The organism is Bradyrhizobium sp. NBAIM08 (assembly GCF_020193935.1).
GTDB classification, from domain to species: Bacteria; Pseudomonadota; Alphaproteobacteria; order Rhizobiales; family Xanthobacteraceae; genus Bradyrhizobium; species Bradyrhizobium yuanmingense.
The window spans coordinates 1,039,042-1,055,254 of record NZ_JADYVR010000001.1 but is presented as its reverse complement, the minus strand read 5'-3'; the positions used below and the strand labels follow the sequence as shown (position 1 = coordinate 1,055,254).

The window sequence follows — 16,213 nt, the reverse complement described above, 5'->3', positions numbered from 1 at the left end:
GAGGGATCTCATCCTAATCAAACCAGATGTGATTGGCCAGTTGGCCGGTCCGGTCTAAGCTCGCGACGGGCCCGCGAAGAAGGAGAACAAGATGCGGATGCTGCTGGTGGGGGGCGCGCTCGTCATGATGACATCTGCTGCCATGACAAGTTCTGCCGTGGCGGATGACGACGACACGAAGGGCGCGCAGAAGCTCGCTCAGCAGGGCCGCGACGACTATTGGCATTGCCTCGCGCGGGAATATTCGCGCGAGTCCAATCAGGGCCTGTCGGAGCAGGATTTCGGCCGCTCGGTTGCCGGAGCCTGTCCGTCGGAGCGGCAATATTACCGGGTCACGCTGCTCGATTATCTCACCACGCAATATCCTGATATCGATGCCGGCGCTCATCTCGCCACCGCGAACAGAGCGGTGGAGGCGGCGCAGAAGGACATCGTGATGGCCTTCGTCAAGCACCGGCCGCCCCAGAAGTAGGGGAGTGGCGAATCGCGAATAGGGCGACAAGGCAGGCCATGCTCATTTCGCCACTCGCCATTCGCGATTCGCCCTGGGCCTTCCAGTCGCGCGCTCATCCATGGTATCAGTGAGCCCGTCTGGAGCAGGAACTTGCATGTCGTCTGAGTCGGTGGGTGGCATTCTGGGGGCGATCGTCGCGGCGGTCGTCCTTGCGGTTGCCGTCGTGTTCGGGCCGATCGGCCAGTACGGCAAGCCGCCCAAGCCGGCGAAGGCCGAGCCGGCGGCGGCGGCACCCGCAGCCCCGGTCGCGCCCGCGCCGCGCGGGCCGGTCATCCGGGAAGTGCCCAACCAATAGGGTTTGAAAATCGGATTTCCGCCCCCTTGCGGAACGCTTTTGCCATTCCCATCTAGCTTCTAACGGCGACGTTGAGCGTAAAGACCTCCGTCGCTGGAACGACCTTGGAATAGCTTAAGGCTTGCGCCGGATGTACGCGCGGCCCGCCGTTCCGGGGTCGTTGGCATTTTAGGCCCCTTTTCGGCCCTTCCCCAGACCCCCGGCTTGGCAGCGCAGGATGCGGCGGATATACGCTGCCGTCATGAACGAAGCGATCAGACCGGGCATCGACAACCAAGCCCACGAGGGGCCGGAACTGTCGGTTATCGTCCCAACTTTCAACGAGCGCGACAACGTCACCGTGCTGTACCGGCGCCTCGAGGCGACGCTCGCCAACGTCGTCTGGGAAGTCGTGTTCGTCGATGACAATTCGCCCGACGGCACCTGGGATGTCGTGCGCGAGTTGGCGCAGCGCGACAGCCGGGTGCGCTGCGTCCGCCGCATCGGCCGCCGCGGCCTGTCGGGCGCCTGCATCGAGGGCATCCTTGCCTCCAGCGCGCCCTATGTGGCCGTGATCGATGCCGACCTCCAGCACGACGAGACGCAGTTGCCCAAGATGCTGCTCTTGCTCGCGAGCGATCAGGCCGACCTCGTCGTCGGCAGCCGCTACATCGAGGGCTACAAGAGCGAAGGCTTCAACAGGCAGCGCGCTGGCGCCAGCGCGCTCGCGACCGAGGTCGCCAAGAAGATGCTGCGGGTCGAGATTGCCGACCCCATGAGCGGCTTCTTCATGATCCGCCGCGACCGCTTCGAGCAGCTCGCGCCAAAACTCTCCGTGCACGGCTTCAAGATCCTGCTCGACATCGTCGCGACCGCGCATGGCAGCTTGCGGGCGGTCGAGATTCCCTACACCTTCGGCGCCCGCCAGCACGGCGAGAGCAAGCTCGATTCCATGGTCGCGCTCGACTTCCTCGGCCTCGTCTTCGCCAAGCTGACCAACGACATCGTCTCGCTGCGCTTCATCCTGTTCGCGATGGTCGGCGGCATCGGCCTCGTCGTGCACCTGACCACGCTGTTCATCGCGCTTCGCCTGTTCAACGCGCCGTTCCCGGAGGCGCAGGCCGCGGGCGCCATCGTCGCCATGACCAGCAATTTCGTCCTCAACAACTTTCTCACCTATCGCGACCAGCGGCTGAAGGGCTTTGCGCTGCTGCGCGGCCTGATCGCCTTCTACATCGTGTGCAGCGTCGGCCTGCTCGCCAATGTCGGCGTCGCCTTCTCGGTCTACGACCAGGAGCCGATCTGGTGGCTGGCCGGCCTGGCCGGCGCGTTGATGGGCGTGGTGTGGAACTACGCGATGTCCGGACTGTTCGTCTGGCGCAAGAAATAGCGCGTGATGGGCGGGGCCGACGCGCGGATCGTCCGCAACACCGCGCTGCTGATTGTCGCGTTGGTGGGATTGCGGCTCGTCGCAGCCGCCTTCACGCCGATCACGTTCGACGAAGCCTATTACTGGATGTGGTCGAAGAGCCTCGCCGGGGGCTATTACGACCACCCGCCCATGGTCGCCTATGTGATCCGCGCCGGCACCATGATCGCGGGCGATACCGAGCTCGGCGTCCGCCTCGTCTCGATCCTGCTCGCGCTGCCGATGAGCTATGCGGTCTATCGCTCCGCCGCAATTCTGTTCGGCGGCACACGCCTGGCCGCGACCAGCGCCATCCTGCTCAACGTGACGCTGCTGGCCTCCGTCGGCACCCTGATCGTCACGCCAGATGCGCCGCTGCTGGTCGCCTCCAGCTTCGTGCTGTTCTTTCTCGCCAAGGTGCTGGAGACCGGACGCGGCGCCTGGTGGCTCGCGGTCGGCGCCGCTGTCGGCGCGGCGCTATTGTCGAAATACACCGCGATGTTCTTTGGCGCCGCGATCCTGATCTGGCTCGCTTGCGTGCCGAAGCTGCGGCGCTGGTTCCTCTCGCCCTGGCCCTATCTCGGCGGCCTCGTGGCGCTGGCACTGTTCTCGCCGGTGATCCTCTGGAACGCCGACCATCAATGGGTCTCGTTCGCAAAGCAGCTCGGCCGTGCCAAGATCGAGGACTTCCGCCCGGTCTTCATCGCCGAACTGATCCCGACCCAGATCGCGTTCGCAACCCCGCTGGTCTTCATCCTCGGCGCCATGGGCCTGCATGCGCTGACCTGGCAGCGCGCCGGCGCGCTGGCCTCGCGCGTGCTGATCGAGACGATGTTCTGGACCATCGTCGTCTATTTCGTCTGGCATTCGCTGCATGCGCGCGTCGAGGCCAACTGGTTCGCGCCGGTGTATCCGCCGTTCGTCATAGCCGCGGCCGCCGCGGCCAATCTTGCGCAATGGAAGCCGCGTCAGCGGCGCCTCGTCGACGTTTGCCTGCGCTGGGCCGCGCCTGTGGGCATCGTCATGTTTGCCGCCTTGATCGTGCAGGCCAATACCGGCTGGTTGTCCGGATATCGCCGCGATGCCACCGTGCGCAGTGTCGGTGTCGGCTGGCGCGAGCTCGCGGCCGGAATCGAAGCGGTGCGCGCGCGCAGTGGCGCCACCTGCGTGCTGGCGCAGGATTACGGCACCACGAGCTGGCTCGCATTCTATCTGCCGCGCGGCACCTGCGTCGCGCAGCAAAGCCAGCGCATCCGCTGGGTCAACATGGCCGAACCCGATCCCAAGCTGCTCGCAGGCAAGCTGCTCTATGTCGACGAGCTGCGCGCCGACGGTCATCCTGCCCTCAATGCTCTCTTTGCAAAGGTGACGCAGGTGGCGCAATTGCAGCGCAAGCGCGGGCCGCTCGTGGTCGAGACCTACGGCATCGACCTGCTGGAAGGCGCCAAGGGCGAGGTGCTGGACCGCTCGCCGCCGCCGGAAGCGCGGTAGCGCCTTAATCAATCATCTCGGCCTTGTCAGCATCCTGCCCCGGCCCATCGCGATCGCGCCAGAACCAGACGGTCACGACGCCGGAACGGCCGCGGACCCGGGCGAGCAGGGGGCCGGACAGAACGCCGTCGGGCGCGCCCTGGAAGTCGGCCGCATCCAGCAGCGTGTCGCTCAGCGCAAGGCGCGCATCGTTCTGGGCGGCAATCTCCATCAGCCGGCTTGCGACGTTGACGGTGTCGCCCGTCGCCGTGATGTGCTGATGGCTTTCGCCGAGTCGCGAGGCGACGATCGGGCCGCAATGCGCGCCGATCTTGTAGCCGAGCTGACCCGCGATCGCCGGCGGAAGCGAGGCGATCCAGCGTGCGAGGCCGCGATGCAGATCGACCGCGCATTTCAGCGCGCGCGCCGAATCGTCGGGCATCGCGCGCGGCAGCCCGAACAGGATCATGGCGCCGTCGCCGAGAAAGCCCGTGATCATGCCGCCGCAATCGATCGCGATCCGGTCGATCAGCGCATGAAACGCCTTCAGAATATCCGTGAGCTCGTCCGGATCGATCCGCTCGCTCAAACCGGTGAAGCCGGAGAGATCGACGAACACCACGGCTGCATCCTGCCGCACCGGCTTCGAGAGGAAGTTCGGATCTCGCGAGAGCCAATCCCGCAGCGCCGGAGCCTGGAATTGCGCAAGCGACCTGCTCTTAGCGGCGAAATATTGCGTGCGGCGGCCTCCGGCCCACAGCTGCACGCCGGCAAAGACCGCAACCGGCGGCACGGCGGCGGCGAGCGTGGTCGCGGCGTTCAGCCAGACGCCGTGCGTGAACGCGAACAGGTTGAGCCCGGCCCAGGCGATCATCACCGCGGCCGCCGCCATGGTGCCGAGCGCGATGCGCCGCCAGGCGAGCAGGCCGACCAGCAGCACCGGCAGCAGGATCGCCGTGAGCGCGTCGGCAATGCGGACCCGGTGGTCACGCAGGATGGCGTCGCCGGCGACGAGATGCGTGATTGCGGTCGAGACCACCTCGACGCCGGGCATCAGGGAATCGAACGGCGTCGGATAGAAGTCGCCGCCGCCGGCGACGGAGGCGCCGATTACGACGATCCGGTTCTCGATGGCCGCGCGATCGAGCGTGCCGTCGAAGATGCTCTGTGCGCTGACGGTACGGATGGTGCGGCGCGGGCCGTAATAGGTGATCGGCAATGCCAGATTGCTGTCGGTCGGCACCACGCGATCGCCGAGCATGAGATGGCCCGGCGCGACGGTCAGCGGCTGGTCGAGCGCGCGCGCCGCGACGCGCAACGGAAACGACAGCTCGACCTTGTCGCGGGTCCGGAACAGCATCGGCACCGAGAGCGGCGAGCCCGATTGCCCGGTCGCGACGTTGACGATGCCGACCTCGGCGTGATCGGCGAATGCGGGCAATGGCTGCAGGAAGCGCTCGGCCTCCGGCAGCACGGCCAGCGGACCTTCGCTGCTGGGTGACACGGTTTCGCTGGCCGAGGGGAAGATCGCGGCGGCGGCGAGCACCATGCGGCCGGTGGCCAATGTGTTGGCCAGCGTCGCATCGCCGATCGCGGCGCTGCGGTCGACCAGCAGCAGGTCGATCGCCACGACCTTCGGCTTGAACTGCACGATGGTATCGACCACGCGGGCAAGATCGGCGCGCGGCAGTGGATAGGTGCCGCCGCGCTTCACCACCGTGTCGTCGATCGCAACGATGGTGACGAAATCCGGCGGACGCCGCACGCCGCGCGCCTGCGTCCGCCAATCCGTCAACGTGGCTTCGAGGCGGTCCAGGAAGCGCAGATGGCCGTGGGCATGCGTGGCATAGATGCCCGCGCCCCACAGCGCGGTGAGGACGAGTGCCACCAGGATCTGAACGCGTCGGCTGCGCATGCGGTCTTGCAATCGTATAATCCAAATCTCATGGGCCGGGCCTTGCCGGCCCCGGCTCATTGCCCGAGTCTGGCCATGAGCGCGTCGACGCGCGGCTGGCCCCAGGTCTTGACGGTCAACGGACCGGTTGGCTCGACATCGACGCCTTCGCCGGGGCCGAGCACGACGCCGCGTCCACGAGCCCTGCGGCTCACGCCGACCCGGCCGTCTGCGACGAACACGGAAGTCTTGGCGTCGGCGGCATCGACCGCCCATTTCGTGCCGCGCACTGCGGCGATCGCTTGCGGCGTCAGCACCTTGAAGGGATTGCCGCGCGGCTTCTTGGGCACCTCGATCAGCAGCGCTTTGCTGCTCAACTCCACGGAGTCTATATGTCCGTCGCGGTTGGCGTCCTTAAGTTCAAATCTGGCGCCGTTTTCCGCAACGATGGTGATGCCGTTGTCGCAGCGCCAGGTCTGCGTCCCGGCAGCCGACGGCGATGCCGTGCAGCCCGCATTCGCCGCAGGCTGCGCAGTCGCAGATCCGATCAACAGAAACGACCCCGCCAGGGCGAAAAACCCCGCGCGCGCAATCCCTCTCATGCCAGCCTCCGTTTGCGTGCTCGGCACAGCTCAGGGCAGGATGATACGGTACCGTATCACGCGCAGAGGCTGCTGAAAAGTGCCGAAGTGGGAGCTATTTTCTCGCGGCCGCGATGTCCAGAACCGAGGCGATCAACTTTCAATCACGGCGCCGTGCCGCGGTGCCCGGCGCGTCATGAGCATGCACCGTTGTCGCGCGGCCGACGAGGCCCAATCCGACGCGTCGCCCACCAGCCTCGCGCAACGCTGGCGCGTTACGTTCGGGGGCAGTGGAGGGCCACGAAAATGACGTTCTCAAGTGCGTCATGGATGTGGCCGCAGACGTCCGCAGAGCCTGCTGAACCGGCCAAGAATTATAGTTAACAGACCCGACTAAGTCCGTAGTTCTGCGGGCGTTTTTCTCAAAACGGGACAGCGTTAACGAGTCGCCGCAGATCCGCCCGAACTTAATCCGCATTTAACTAAAAGTCGCCTTAATGACGCTCCGACCCTCTGCGAGATGCTGTTCCCGGATCGTGACCAGCGGCACTTCGAAGGGGGACAGAGTGACACCGTCCTGGACGCAAGGCGAATGAGTACGAGTATCGCTGCGCAGAGTAACGCGGCACGGAAGTCCAAGAATTTCTCGAAGACCAATTCGCGGAAATCTTCCCGGAAAATGACCACGACCAATTGGCTTGGCGCCGCGGCGATCGGCTGCGCCGTGATGGGCGCTGCCTGGACCATTCACAGCAACATCTTCGGCGCGAGCGTCTATCCCTCCGTCGGCAGCGTCGGCTACGACGAGCCGGTGATCAAGCGCGCGCCCAGGGTGGTGCTGCGCGAGGCCGGCGAGGCCATCAAGGAAACCTTCGCGCTGCTGCCCGACCGCCTCCAGGTCGCAGCTCCGATCTCGCGCGAGATGTTCAACGAGCGCTTTGCCGCGGCCGCAACGCAGGGCGTGCCGTCGAATGCCACAAGCGCCGCACCCCCGGCGCAGGTCGTTGCGGTGGCCAAAGACGCCCCGAAGCAGGGCGTGATCGCGAAGGTCGCGGAGGCGCTGAAGCCGGCGGCCAAGGGCGCCGACAACGCCGCGGACAAGACCAAGCGCGCGCCGGCTGCCCAGCTGCAACTCGCCTCGGCCGACCCGGCCGAGATCGTGCCGGCGCCCGAAGCCAAGCAAAAATCCTTCGCCGACCGTGCCAAGGCCGCGGTGATGTCGATCACCGCTCCGCGCCAGGCGATGGTGGAAAAGCTGTGGGGCAAGCGCGAAGCGTCCGGCGGGCTGCTCGCCTACGCCTCGGCCGATGCCAGCATCACTGCGTCCATCGCCCCGAAGGAGCAGAACCCGATGTTCGGCGGCGCTCCGCCTTATGAGCGGGACACCGCGGTCTACGACATCACGGCCAAGATGGTGTATCTGCCCGACGGCACCAGGCTCGAGGCGCATTCCGGCCTTGGCGCCAATCGCGACGATCCGGACTCCCGCCGCCTGCGCATGCGCGGCGTGACGCCGCCGCACATCTACACGCTGAAGCCGCGCGAGGCGCTGTTCCACGGCGTGCCGGCGCTGCGCCTCACCCCGATCGGCGGCGAGAGCGCGATCTACGGCCGCGACGGCCTGCTCGCCCACACCTTCATGCTCGGGCCGGGCGGCGATTCCAACGGCTGCGTGTCGTTCAAGGACTATTACGCGTTCCTCGACGCCTACCGCAACAAGGGCATCCGCAAGCTCGCGGTGCTGGCGCGGGTGGAGTGAGGCGAGCTCAGGCCGCAACGGTCTTGCGCAGCGCCATCTCGGTCGCGATCGCGCGCCGGACCGCGGGGCGGGCCTGCATGCGTTCGAGATAGGCCGCGAGCGGTGGCCATTGCGCGATGTCGATCCCTGCCGGACGGAGCAGAAGCAAGGTCCAGGTGAGATGGGCATCGGCCACGGTGAAGGCGTCGCCGACGAGGAATTCGCGGCCCGCCAGATGCGCTGCCGGCACCGACAGTGTCTGCATGATCCTCGCGCGCGGCTTGGCCAGCGAGCCGTCGTCCTTGTACCAGAAGGTTGGAAACAGGAACGCCTTGTGGATCTCGGCGCCGACGAAGCTCAGCCATTCCTGCAGGCGATAACGATCGATGTCGCCGGGCCGCGGCGCAAGGCGTGCCTCCGGCTTCACATCGGCGATGTATTGCAGCACCGCTGCGCTTTCCGTCAGCCGCTCGCCGTTCTCCAGCACCAGGACCGGCACCGCGCCCTTCGGTGACACCTCACGGAAGTCGCGGCCGTCGTCCACGAGCCGCTTGGTCCAGATATGGGCGAGGTGATACTGCGCCTCGATTCCGGCCTCCAGCAGCGCGATGCGGCTCGAGAGCGAGCAGGCCATCGGAAAGAAATAGAGCTGCAGCATCGGGAAGGTCTCCTCAGGTCAGCACGTCGCTCTGCGCGATGATCGCGAAGCGGTCCGACAATTCGGCCAGAGCGACCTCGTGAATCATTCTCGCCGGCAGTGCGCCGCCGCGCCCATCGGGAAGATCGCGCGTGGCGCAGGCATCCGCCGCGATCGTCGTGCGCAGGCCGAGATCGAGCGCGGCGCGCGCGGTCGAAGACACGCACATATGCGTCATGAACCCCGCGAGCACGATGTTCTTGCGTCCGGTCGCGGCCAGGCGGGCCTGCAGGTCGGTGCCGGCGAAGGCATTCGGCAGCGCCTTCTCGATCACGGGCTCGGTCGCGAGCGGCGTCAGGCGTTCGACGATCGCGCCGCGCGCCGCCTCGCGGTCGAACAGGCCGCCGGCGCGACCCTTGTGCGCGACGTGGAAGATCGCAGCTCCGCTCTCCCGTGCGCGCGCGAGCAGGCGCGCAGCCGCGGCGATCGCTGCTTGCGCATCGGGCAAGGCGAGTGGGCCGGCGCAATATTCGTTCTGGATGTCGATCAGAAGGAGGCATGTCTCGTTGAGCTTGGGCGGATCGAGATCGGCGCCGGCGAGTTCGAGCAGCGTCTTTGGAGTGGTCATGCCGTCAGGCTTTCGTGAATTCGGATGCTTCGACACTAGCGCAGCAGCAGCCTGCCATTGTGCAGGACTATTGCAGCTGATGGCTGCGAATTTGCAGGCAGCGGCGGCGCCTGCTAGGCTCGCCCCGATGAATTGGGACGATCTGCGCATCATTGCCGCGGTCAGGGACGAGGGCACCTATGCCGGCGCCAGCGCGCGGCTGCGCATCGACGAGACCACCGTTGGCCGCAGGCTTGCGCGCATCCAGCACGATCTCGGCGTGAAGCTGTTCGATGCGGTGGACGGCGTGCGGCGGCCGACGCGCCAGTGCGAGGCGGTGCTCGCACATGTCGGTGCGATGGCCGCGCATGCGGCGGCGATCGACCGCATCAAGGAGGGCCAGGCCGGCCCGGTCGGGCGGCTGCGCATCGCCTCGACAAATGCGGTCGCCGAGGAGCTGCTGGCGCCGCATGCGAGCAGCTTCCTGCGCGATCATCCGGGGCTGACGCTGCAATTCCTCACCGCGAGCGGCAACGTCAAGTTCTCGCGCTGGCAGGCCGATCTCGCCATCCGCCTGCGCAAGCCGGAGAAGGGCGACTTCACCATCTCCAAGCTCGGCGACGTGAGGCTGTACTTCTTCGAGCCCGCGGACCGCGGCGGCCGCGAGCCCGTTGCGTGCGTCTATCCGGACGAGCTCGACGCGATCCCGGAAGCGCAGTTCTTACGTGCGAAGCGGCTGACCAACATGCGCTGCGTCACCGACAATATCCGCATCATCCGCACCATGATCCAGTCGCATCTGGCCATCGGCGTGCTGCCCGAGCACAGCTGCGCACCCCTGCTCGCCGACCGCAGCCTGCGCGCCACCCTGCTGCCGAAGCGCCGCGACGTCTGGCTGCTCGTGCAGAACCACCTCAAGCGCGATCCCGCGACACGCGTGACGATCGCGTGGGTGAGGGCGTGCTTCCAGGACAGTGCGCGCGAGTGATGCTCTTCGCAGAGCAACGATCGCAATACTGCGACTACAGCTTTTGGTTGATCTGTTCTCCGCTTGATCCTAACATCCGCCCGTCATTCCGGGGCGGCGCGAAGCGCCGAGCCCGGAATCCATAGTCACAGGCCGATGGAATGGCGTACTACGTCTACATCCTGGCGAGTAGAAAATACGGCACGCTCTACATTGGCATAACGAGCGACCTCGTTCGGCGCGTCTACGAGCACAAGATCAAAATGGTCCCGGGATTCACCAAGCGATACGGAGTCGATAAGCTGGTCCTGTTCGAAGTTTTCGATGAGCCTGCAAGCGCGATTGCTCGAGAAAAAGAACTGAAGAAATGGCGGCGCGATTGGAAGACACGATTGATCGACGAACAGAATCCAAATTGGGATGATCTCTACAACGGAATCTCCAACTAAGGCCTGTGGTTATGGATTCCGGGCTCGGCGCTCCGCGCCGCCCCGGAATGACGAACCAAAAATCTTCTCATCCCCCCTTGCAACCCGAACGTGCCTGGTCTATTAGCGCCGTCCTTCGCTAGGCCATGGGTTCGGGCTCGCTGAGATCCCGACTGGCGCGGGCCGGGTCTTGCCGGTTTCGTGTTCCGCCGAATGAAGGAGAAACGCAGGACGTAGCTCATGGAGAGCGTCGGGTTGAACACCCGAAGGCATCGGTTCGATTCCGGTCTCTTGCACAAAGGATAGCTCAGTTTGGTAGAGCAGATGACTTTTACTCATCCTGTCGCGGGTTCGAATCCCGCTCCAGCGCTCCGTTTCAGCCTGAAACGCTGATACCTCTGACGAGGACCGGACGCGCGCTTCAGTCGCGGTCCGGCCGTTTTGCCGCAAGGCTTTCCGTCCGAACCTAGACACTGTGAGACCGGCTTTGCGCCGCGGGTAGATACCGCTTGCGCTGATGCCGGGTGGCTCCGCACGGCCGCGCGACACGTCTCGCGCGATCGCGCGCGTGCGCCCGTCGTCATGCAAGCTCAAGCCCCGGCCCGCCGATTTCGCGGGAAGCGTCGTCCGCGTCCTCACGTCCTTTGCAGGTGTAACCCGCTATCCGGCCGCGCTCGGCCGGAGGCAACTGAAGGAGGCGTGCCATGACTTTGAACAAGACCTGGCATTTGCTGATGCTGAACGTGACGGTGAAGGATGGCGAGCGTGCGTTGCTGACGCGCAACGGGCAGCTCGTGCGCGTGCTCGCGCCCGGCAAGCATCGCCTGTTCGATCCCCTGCACGAGCTGAAGGCCGAGGTGCTCGACGTGGTCCGCAGCGAATTTCCTGCGGAGCGCTACGCAGTGCTGAAGGCCGCGCGGCCTGATCTTGCCGCCGAGCTGTTCGAGGCGGTCGAGACCAAGGCGGACGAGATCGCCATCGTCAGCCTCGACGGCCGGCCCGTGCATCTGATGACGCCTTGGCAGGTGCGCGTCTACTGGAAGGTCGCAACGCGCATCGATGTCGAGCGCATCGATGTGTCCAGCGACGTCAGGGTCGACGCGCGGCACCTCACCATGATCGAGCGCAGCCGCTCGACTGTCATGAGCGAGACGGTGGTCGAGAACCACGAAGCGGGCCTGCTCTATGTCGAGGGCCGGCTCGTGGAGCGGCTCGCGCCCGGCCGGCACGCCTTCTGGACCGTCGGCCGCAAGATCGAGGTGAAGCGCCTCGACCTGCGGCCCCAGGCGGTCGAGATCACCGCGCAGGAGATGCTGACCAAGGATCGCATCGCGCTGCGGGTGACGCTGACGGCGTTCCGCCGCATCGTCGATCCCGAGCGCACGGTGGCGACCGTGCCCGACGTGGATGCGTGGCTGTACCGCCTGGTGCAGTTCGCGATCCGCGAGGCGGTGGCGGGCCGGACGCTGGACGAGGTGCTGTCTGCGAAGGCGGCGCTGGATGCGGAGCTGCGCGACTATGTGCGTGCACGCGTCGCGGTATCAGGCGTGGAGGTGACCGAGCTCGGCGTCAAGGACGTGATCCTGCCCGGCGAGATCCGGGAGCTGGTGAACAAGGTGGTGGAGGCGGAGCGGGTCGCGAAGGCGAACCTGATCCGCCGGCAGGAGGAGACCGCGGCGACGCGTTCGCTCCTGAACACTGCCCGCCTGATGGAGGAGAACCCCCTGCTGCTTCGGCTCAAGGAGCTGGAGTCGCTGGAGCGGCTGGTCGAGAAGGTCGGCCGCATCGACCTCCATGCCGGTGAAGGCCAGGGCCTCGATGCCCTCCTGACCCGGCTCGTGCGTCTGAAGGCGCCCGAGAGCGCATGAACCGAAGGGCCGCCCACGGGCGGCCCTTCACATCGGCGTTGCTGCCGTCTGCGATGAACGCGATCGGCGCGAGGCGCGACCAAATTTGAGCTCGTCGGGGATTGAGCGCGCTCGCAGGTTGCGTCATCTTGGGGCCGCAACGTCTTGATCAGGGAAGGCCCATGACCGTTCTTCAGGAATCGATCCGCCCCGCGGCACGATCCAGCGACTGGAAGGCGATCGTCGTCCTGATCCTCATGATCCCGGTGCTGTGGTCGCCGGTGATCCTGTTTCGCTTCGTCCTGTATCAGCCGTTCAACATTCCGTCCGGTTCGATGACACCGGCGCTGATGGTCGGCGACTACGTCTTCGCCGCGAAATACGCTTACGGGTATGGCCGCTATTCCCTCCCATTCGCGTCGTCCTGGATCTCGGGCCGCATCCTCGCCGCCGATCCCGAATACGGGGATATCGTGGTATTCCGGACGGCGAAGGACAGTTCTGCCGACTACGTCAAACGCGTCGTCGGCCTGCCCGGAGACCGCATCCAGATGCGGCAGGGCCGGCTCATCCTCAACGGCCGCCCGGTGACCCGCGTCGCCCTGGAGGCGACATTTGCCGGCGACGCCTGCGGTGTCGACGACCGCGCCGCCGTCAAGCGCTGGCGCGAGACGCTGCCGAGCGGTGCGTCCTATGTGACATACGACTGCCTCGACAACGGCTATCTCGACAACACAGACGTCTTCACGGTGCCGCCGGGCCACATCTTCGTGCTCGGCGACAACCGCGACAATTCCACCGACAGCCGCGTGCAGTCGACGTTCGGCTTCGTGCCGATGGACAATCTCATCGGCAAGGTGACGCGGATCTTCTGGTCGCTGGATGAAGACGGCGAGCCGCGCTTCGAGCGGCTCGGGAAGGTGGAGTAAGGCTTGCTCCGTCATTCCGGGGCGGCGCGCAGCGCCGAGCCCGGAATCCATAATCACAGCCAGATGGAGTGGGCCCGCTATGCCCGTCGCCCGTGAGTTTCGTGGTTATGGATTCCGGGCTCGCGCCCAAGAGGGGCGCGCCCCGGAATGACGTGCTCCCCAAAAAACAAAAACCCCGGCATCGCTGCCGGGGTTTCGCATTCGTATCGTGCCTGAGAGGCTGGATCAGAAGTCCATGCCGCCCATGCCGCCGCCCGGAGGCATCGCGGGGCCGGCGCCGCCCTTCTTGGGCAGCTCGGCGACCATGGCTTCCGTGGTGATCAGGAGCGCGGCCACCGAGGCAGCGTTCTGGATCGCGGTACGGACCACCTTGGTCGGGTCGATGATGCCCTTCTTGACGAGGTCGGCATATTCGCCGGTCTGGGAGTCGAAGCCGTAATTGTAGGCCTTGTTCTCCAGGATCTTGCCGACGATCACCGAGCCGTCTTCACCGGCGTTGATCGCGATCTGGCGAGCGGGGGCCGACAGCGCCTTGCGCACGATCTCGACGCCGGTCTTCTGGTCGTCGTTCTTGGTGCGCAGACCCTTGAGCTGCTCGGAGGCACGGAGCAGGGCAACGCCGCCGCCCGGAACGATGCCTTCTTCCACGGCCGCGCGGGTCGCATGCATCGCGTCATCAACGCGATCCTTGCGCTCCTTCACCTCGACCTCGGTCGCGCCGCCGACGCGGATCACCGCGACGCCGCCCGCGAGCTTGGCGAGACGCTCCTGGAGCTTCTCACGGTCGTAGTCCGAGGTGGTCTCCTCGATTTGCGCCTTGATCTGCGCCACGCGCGCCTCGATGTCGGCCTTCTTGCCGGCGCCGTTGACGATCGTGGTGTTCTCCTTGTCGATCATCACCTTCTTGGCGCGACCGAGCATGTTGAGCGTGACGTTCTCGAGCTTGATGCCGAGGTCTTCCGAGATAGCCTGGCCGCCGGTCAGGATCGCGATGTCCTGCAGCATGGCCTTGCGGCGATCGCCGAAGCCCGGAGCCTTGACGGCCGCGACCTTGAGGCCGCCGCGCAGGCGGTTCACGACGAGGGTCGCAAGCGCTTCGCCTTCGACGTCCTCGGCGACGATGACCAGCGGCTTGCCGGTCTGCACCACGGCCTCGAGCAGCGGCAGCAGCTCGTTCAGCGAGGAGAGCTTCTTCTCGTTGATGAGGATGTAGGCGTCGTCCATCTCAACGCGCATCTTGTCGGCGTTGGTGACGAAGTAGGGCGAGATGTAGCCGCGGTCGAACTGCATGCCCTCGACCACGTCGAGCTCGGTCTCGAGCGACTTGGCTTCCTCGACGGTGATGACGCCCTCGTTGCCGACCTTCTTCATGGCGTCGGCGAGGAACTTGCCGATTTCGGCATCGCCGTTGGCCGAGATGGTGCCGACCTGGGCGATCTCGTCGTTCGAGGTGACCTTCTTCGAGTTCTTCTCGAGGTCGGCCACGACGGCTTCGACCGCGAGGTCGATGCCGCGCTTGAGGTCCATCGGGTTCATGCCGGCGGCGACCGACTTGGCGCCTTCCTTCACGATCGCCTGGGCGAGCACGGTGGCGGTGGTGGTGCCGTCGCCGGCCGCGTCAGCGGACTTGGAGGCGACTTCGCGCACCATCTGCGCGCCCATGTTCTCGAACTTGTCGTCGAGCTCGATCTCCTTGGCGACGGTGACGCCGTCCTTGGTGATGCGGGGAGCGCCGAACGACTTGTCGAGCACAACGTTGCGGCCCTTCGGACCGAGCGTGACCTTCACCGCATTGGCGAGAACGTCGACGCCGCGCAGCATCTTGTCGCGCGCTTCAACCGAGAATTTGACTTCTTTGGCTGCCATCTGGAGTTTTCCTTAGGTGAGTTTGACTGGAGGGGAGGAGAGGGGCTCTTAAGCCGCCTTCTTCTTGGACTCGCTGACTTCGAGAACGCCCATCACGTCGCTCTCCTTCATGATCAGCAGGTCCTGGCCGTCGATCTTGACCTCGGTGCCGGACCACTTGCCGAACAGCACGCGGTCGCCGACCTTCAGGTCGATCGGGATCAGCTTGCCAGCTTCGTCGCGGCCACCGGGACCAACGGCGACGACTTCGCCCTGGGAGGGCTTTTCCTTGGCAGTGTCGGGAATGATGATGCCGCCAGCGGTCTTCTCTTCTGCGTCGATGCGCTTGACCACGACGCGGTCGTGAAGCGGACGGAATTTCATGCAGTCCTCCTAAGCAATTGCACGTGTTGAGGATTTGGAGATTGTTAGCAGTCGTTGCCCGTGAGTGCTAGCACGGGCGAGCCTGAAATAGGACAGGAATTTTGCGGGAGCAAGGGTTTGTAGCAGAAAAATTAGCAGCCGAAAGCGCGGACTGCCAGAAACCCCTCGCCATCGTTAACCGGGCAGCCGTGACCGTATTAGCACGGAGTCGTCTCTGCTGCTAAAGCATTGAATTTCAACAGCTTGTTAAACTTTTGGGCTTGAGATGAGTTGTCAGTTTGCGTCACATTTCTCGTCTGTGAGCGCATCGTTTCCGGGTGGCTCCCCGGGGCACGGACCAAGCCACTCGCCGAATGCGCTCCTGCAAAGGAGGTTTGGCATGGGACTGCGCGTTGGGGGCGTTTCCGAGGAATTCCGGAAACAGATGCTGGGCTACGGGCTGACGACGGCACAAATTCTCTATCGAATGCCGGATCATCCCTCGCTGCTCCAGACCTATGTCTGGCAGAACTACGACATGTTTCCGAAATTCCCCGCGCTCACCGATTTCCTGGCGTTCTGGCAGGAGAAGCTCGACGGTCCGCTCCATTCGGTGACGGTGGCCCATTCCAAGCTGATCAAGCCGGCCGAGCTCCGCGCCGTCGACGGCGTGTTCCGCCTGCATTGAGGTCGCGTAGAGTGGATTAGCCC

16 protein-coding genes and 2 tRNA genes are annotated in these 16,213 nt (G+C 65.4%); 12 read left to right on the top strand and 6 right to left on the bottom strand.

The genetic code is table 11. The features are described 5' to 3' along the window. The first annotated feature begins 91 nt into the window (after window positions 1–91). The 4 genes from I6F37_RS05180 to I6F37_RS05165 all read left to right on the top strand — a co-directional run bounded on the left by I6F37_RS05180 (window position 92) and on the right by I6F37_RS05165 (window position 3,687). The gene (locus I6F37_RS05180; protein WP_036012816.1) at window positions 92–472 is read left to right on the top strand and encodes a hypothetical protein; all 381 of its coding nucleotides are present in this window, start codon (window positions 92–94) and stop codon (window positions 470–472) included. Between the two features lie 136 nt (window positions 473–608). Then, window positions 609–809, top strand: coding sequence for a hypothetical protein (locus I6F37_RS05175; RefSeq protein ID WP_036027765.1), 201 nt, complete (start codon window positions 609–611; stop codon window positions 807–809). A gap of 241 nt (window positions 810–1,050) precedes the next feature. After that, complete coding sequence (locus I6F37_RS05170) at window positions 1,051–2,178, top strand: glycosyltransferase family 2 protein (RefSeq protein ID WP_036012811.1); 1,128 nt, start codon at window positions 1,051–1,053, stop codon at window positions 2,176–2,178. 6 nt (window positions 2,179–2,184) lie between these two features. Next, window positions 2,185–3,687 carry a glycosyltransferase family 39 protein gene (locus I6F37_RS05165; protein ID WP_036012810.1) on the top strand — a complete coding sequence of 501 codons (1,503 nt, stop codon included), beginning with the start codon at window positions 2,185–2,187 and terminating at the stop codon, window positions 3,685–3,687. A gap of 4 nt (window positions 3,688–3,691) precedes the next feature. Here the strand turns inward: I6F37_RS05165 and I6F37_RS05160 are convergent, their stop codons facing one another. Together I6F37_RS05160 and I6F37_RS05155 are read right to left on the bottom strand one after the other, a co-directional pair. Then, a complete protein-coding gene (locus tag I6F37_RS05160; protein WP_036012809.1) occupies window positions 3,692–5,581 on the bottom strand; it encodes a CHASE2 domain-containing protein in 1,890 nt (629 codons plus the stop codon). A gap of 56 nt (window positions 5,582–5,637) precedes the next feature. After that, window positions 5,638–6,162 (bottom strand): FecR domain-containing protein, encoded by a 525-nt coding sequence (locus tag I6F37_RS05155; protein WP_036012807.1) that lies wholly within the window; start codon window positions 6,160–6,162, stop codon window positions 5,638–5,640. A gap of 658 nt (window positions 6,163–6,820) precedes the next feature. On the opposite strand from I6F37_RS05155, the gene I6F37_RS05150 reads away from it, so the two are divergent. Continuing rightward, complete coding sequence (locus I6F37_RS05150) at window positions 6,821–7,900, top strand: tlde1 domain-containing protein (RefSeq protein WP_036027759.1); 1,080 nt, start codon at window positions 6,821–6,823, stop codon at window positions 7,898–7,900. 7 nt (window positions 7,901–7,907) lie between these two features. Here I6F37_RS05150 and I6F37_RS05145 read toward each other — a convergent pair whose 3' ends face one another. Then, window positions 7,908–8,537: a glutathione binding-like protein gene (locus I6F37_RS05145; RefSeq protein WP_225150507.1), complete on the bottom strand. Its 630-nt coding sequence runs from the start codon at window positions 8,535–8,537 to the stop codon at window positions 7,908–7,910. Window positions 8,538–8,550: 13 nt separating this feature from the next. Beyond that, window positions 8,551–9,144 (bottom strand): cysteine hydrolase family protein, encoded by a 594-nt coding sequence (locus tag I6F37_RS05140; RefSeq protein ID WP_225150505.1) that lies wholly within the window; start codon window positions 9,142–9,144, stop codon window positions 8,551–8,553. Window positions 9,145–9,271: 127 nt separating this feature from the next. Here I6F37_RS05140 and I6F37_RS05135 point away from each other — a divergent pair, with 127 nt between their 5' ends. The 6 genes from I6F37_RS05135 (at window position 9,272) to lepB (ending at window position 13,294) form a co-directional block, all read left to right on the top strand. Continuing rightward, complete coding sequence (locus tag I6F37_RS05135; RefSeq protein ID WP_036012800.1) at window positions 9,272–10,111, top strand: LysR family transcriptional regulator; 840 nt, start codon at window positions 9,272–9,274, stop codon at window positions 10,109–10,111. A gap of 140 nt (window positions 10,112–10,251) precedes the next feature. Further along, entirely contained in the window at window positions 10,252–10,539 is a 288-nt protein-coding gene (locus I6F37_RS05130) for a GIY-YIG nuclease family protein (protein WP_036012798.1), read from the top strand. A 205-nt stretch (window positions 10,540–10,744) separates the two neighbouring features. Next, a tRNA-Phe gene (locus tag I6F37_RS05125) sits at window positions 10,745–10,814 on the top strand. Window positions 10,815–10,818: 4 nt separating this feature from the next. Further along, window positions 10,819–10,884, top strand: a tRNA-Lys gene (locus I6F37_RS05120). A gap of 338 nt (window positions 10,885–11,222) precedes the next feature. Continuing rightward, window positions 11,223–12,386 (top strand): slipin family protein, encoded by a 1,164-nt coding sequence (locus I6F37_RS05115; protein ID WP_225114397.1) that lies wholly within the window; start codon window positions 11,223–11,225, stop codon window positions 12,384–12,386. A gap of 161 nt (window positions 12,387–12,547) precedes the next feature. Beyond that, window positions 12,548–13,294 (top strand): signal peptidase I, encoded by a 747-nt coding sequence (gene lepB / locus I6F37_RS05110; protein WP_225147529.1) that lies wholly within the window; start codon window positions 12,548–12,550, stop codon window positions 13,292–13,294. 225 nt (window positions 13,295–13,519) lie between these two features. Here the strand turns inward: lepB and groL are convergent, their stop codons facing one another. Together groL and I6F37_RS05100 are read right to left on the bottom strand one after the other, a co-directional pair. Continuing rightward, complete coding sequence (gene groL, locus I6F37_RS05105; protein ID WP_057029537.1) at window positions 13,520–15,160, bottom strand: chaperonin GroEL; 1,641 nt, start codon at window positions 15,158–15,160, stop codon at window positions 13,520–13,522. 48 nt (window positions 15,161–15,208) lie between these two features. Further along, the gene (locus I6F37_RS05100; RefSeq protein WP_025037205.1) at window positions 15,209–15,523 is read right to left on the bottom strand and encodes a co-chaperone GroES; all 315 of its coding nucleotides are present in this window, start codon (window positions 15,521–15,523) and stop codon (window positions 15,209–15,211) included. 379 nt (window positions 15,524–15,902) lie between these two features. Between I6F37_RS05100 and I6F37_RS05095 the strand changes: the two genes are divergently transcribed. Beyond that, a complete protein-coding gene (locus I6F37_RS05095) occupies window positions 15,903–16,190 on the top strand; it encodes an usg protein (RefSeq protein ID WP_036015394.1) in 288 nt (95 codons plus the stop codon). Window positions 16,191–16,213 lie beyond the last annotated feature (23 nt).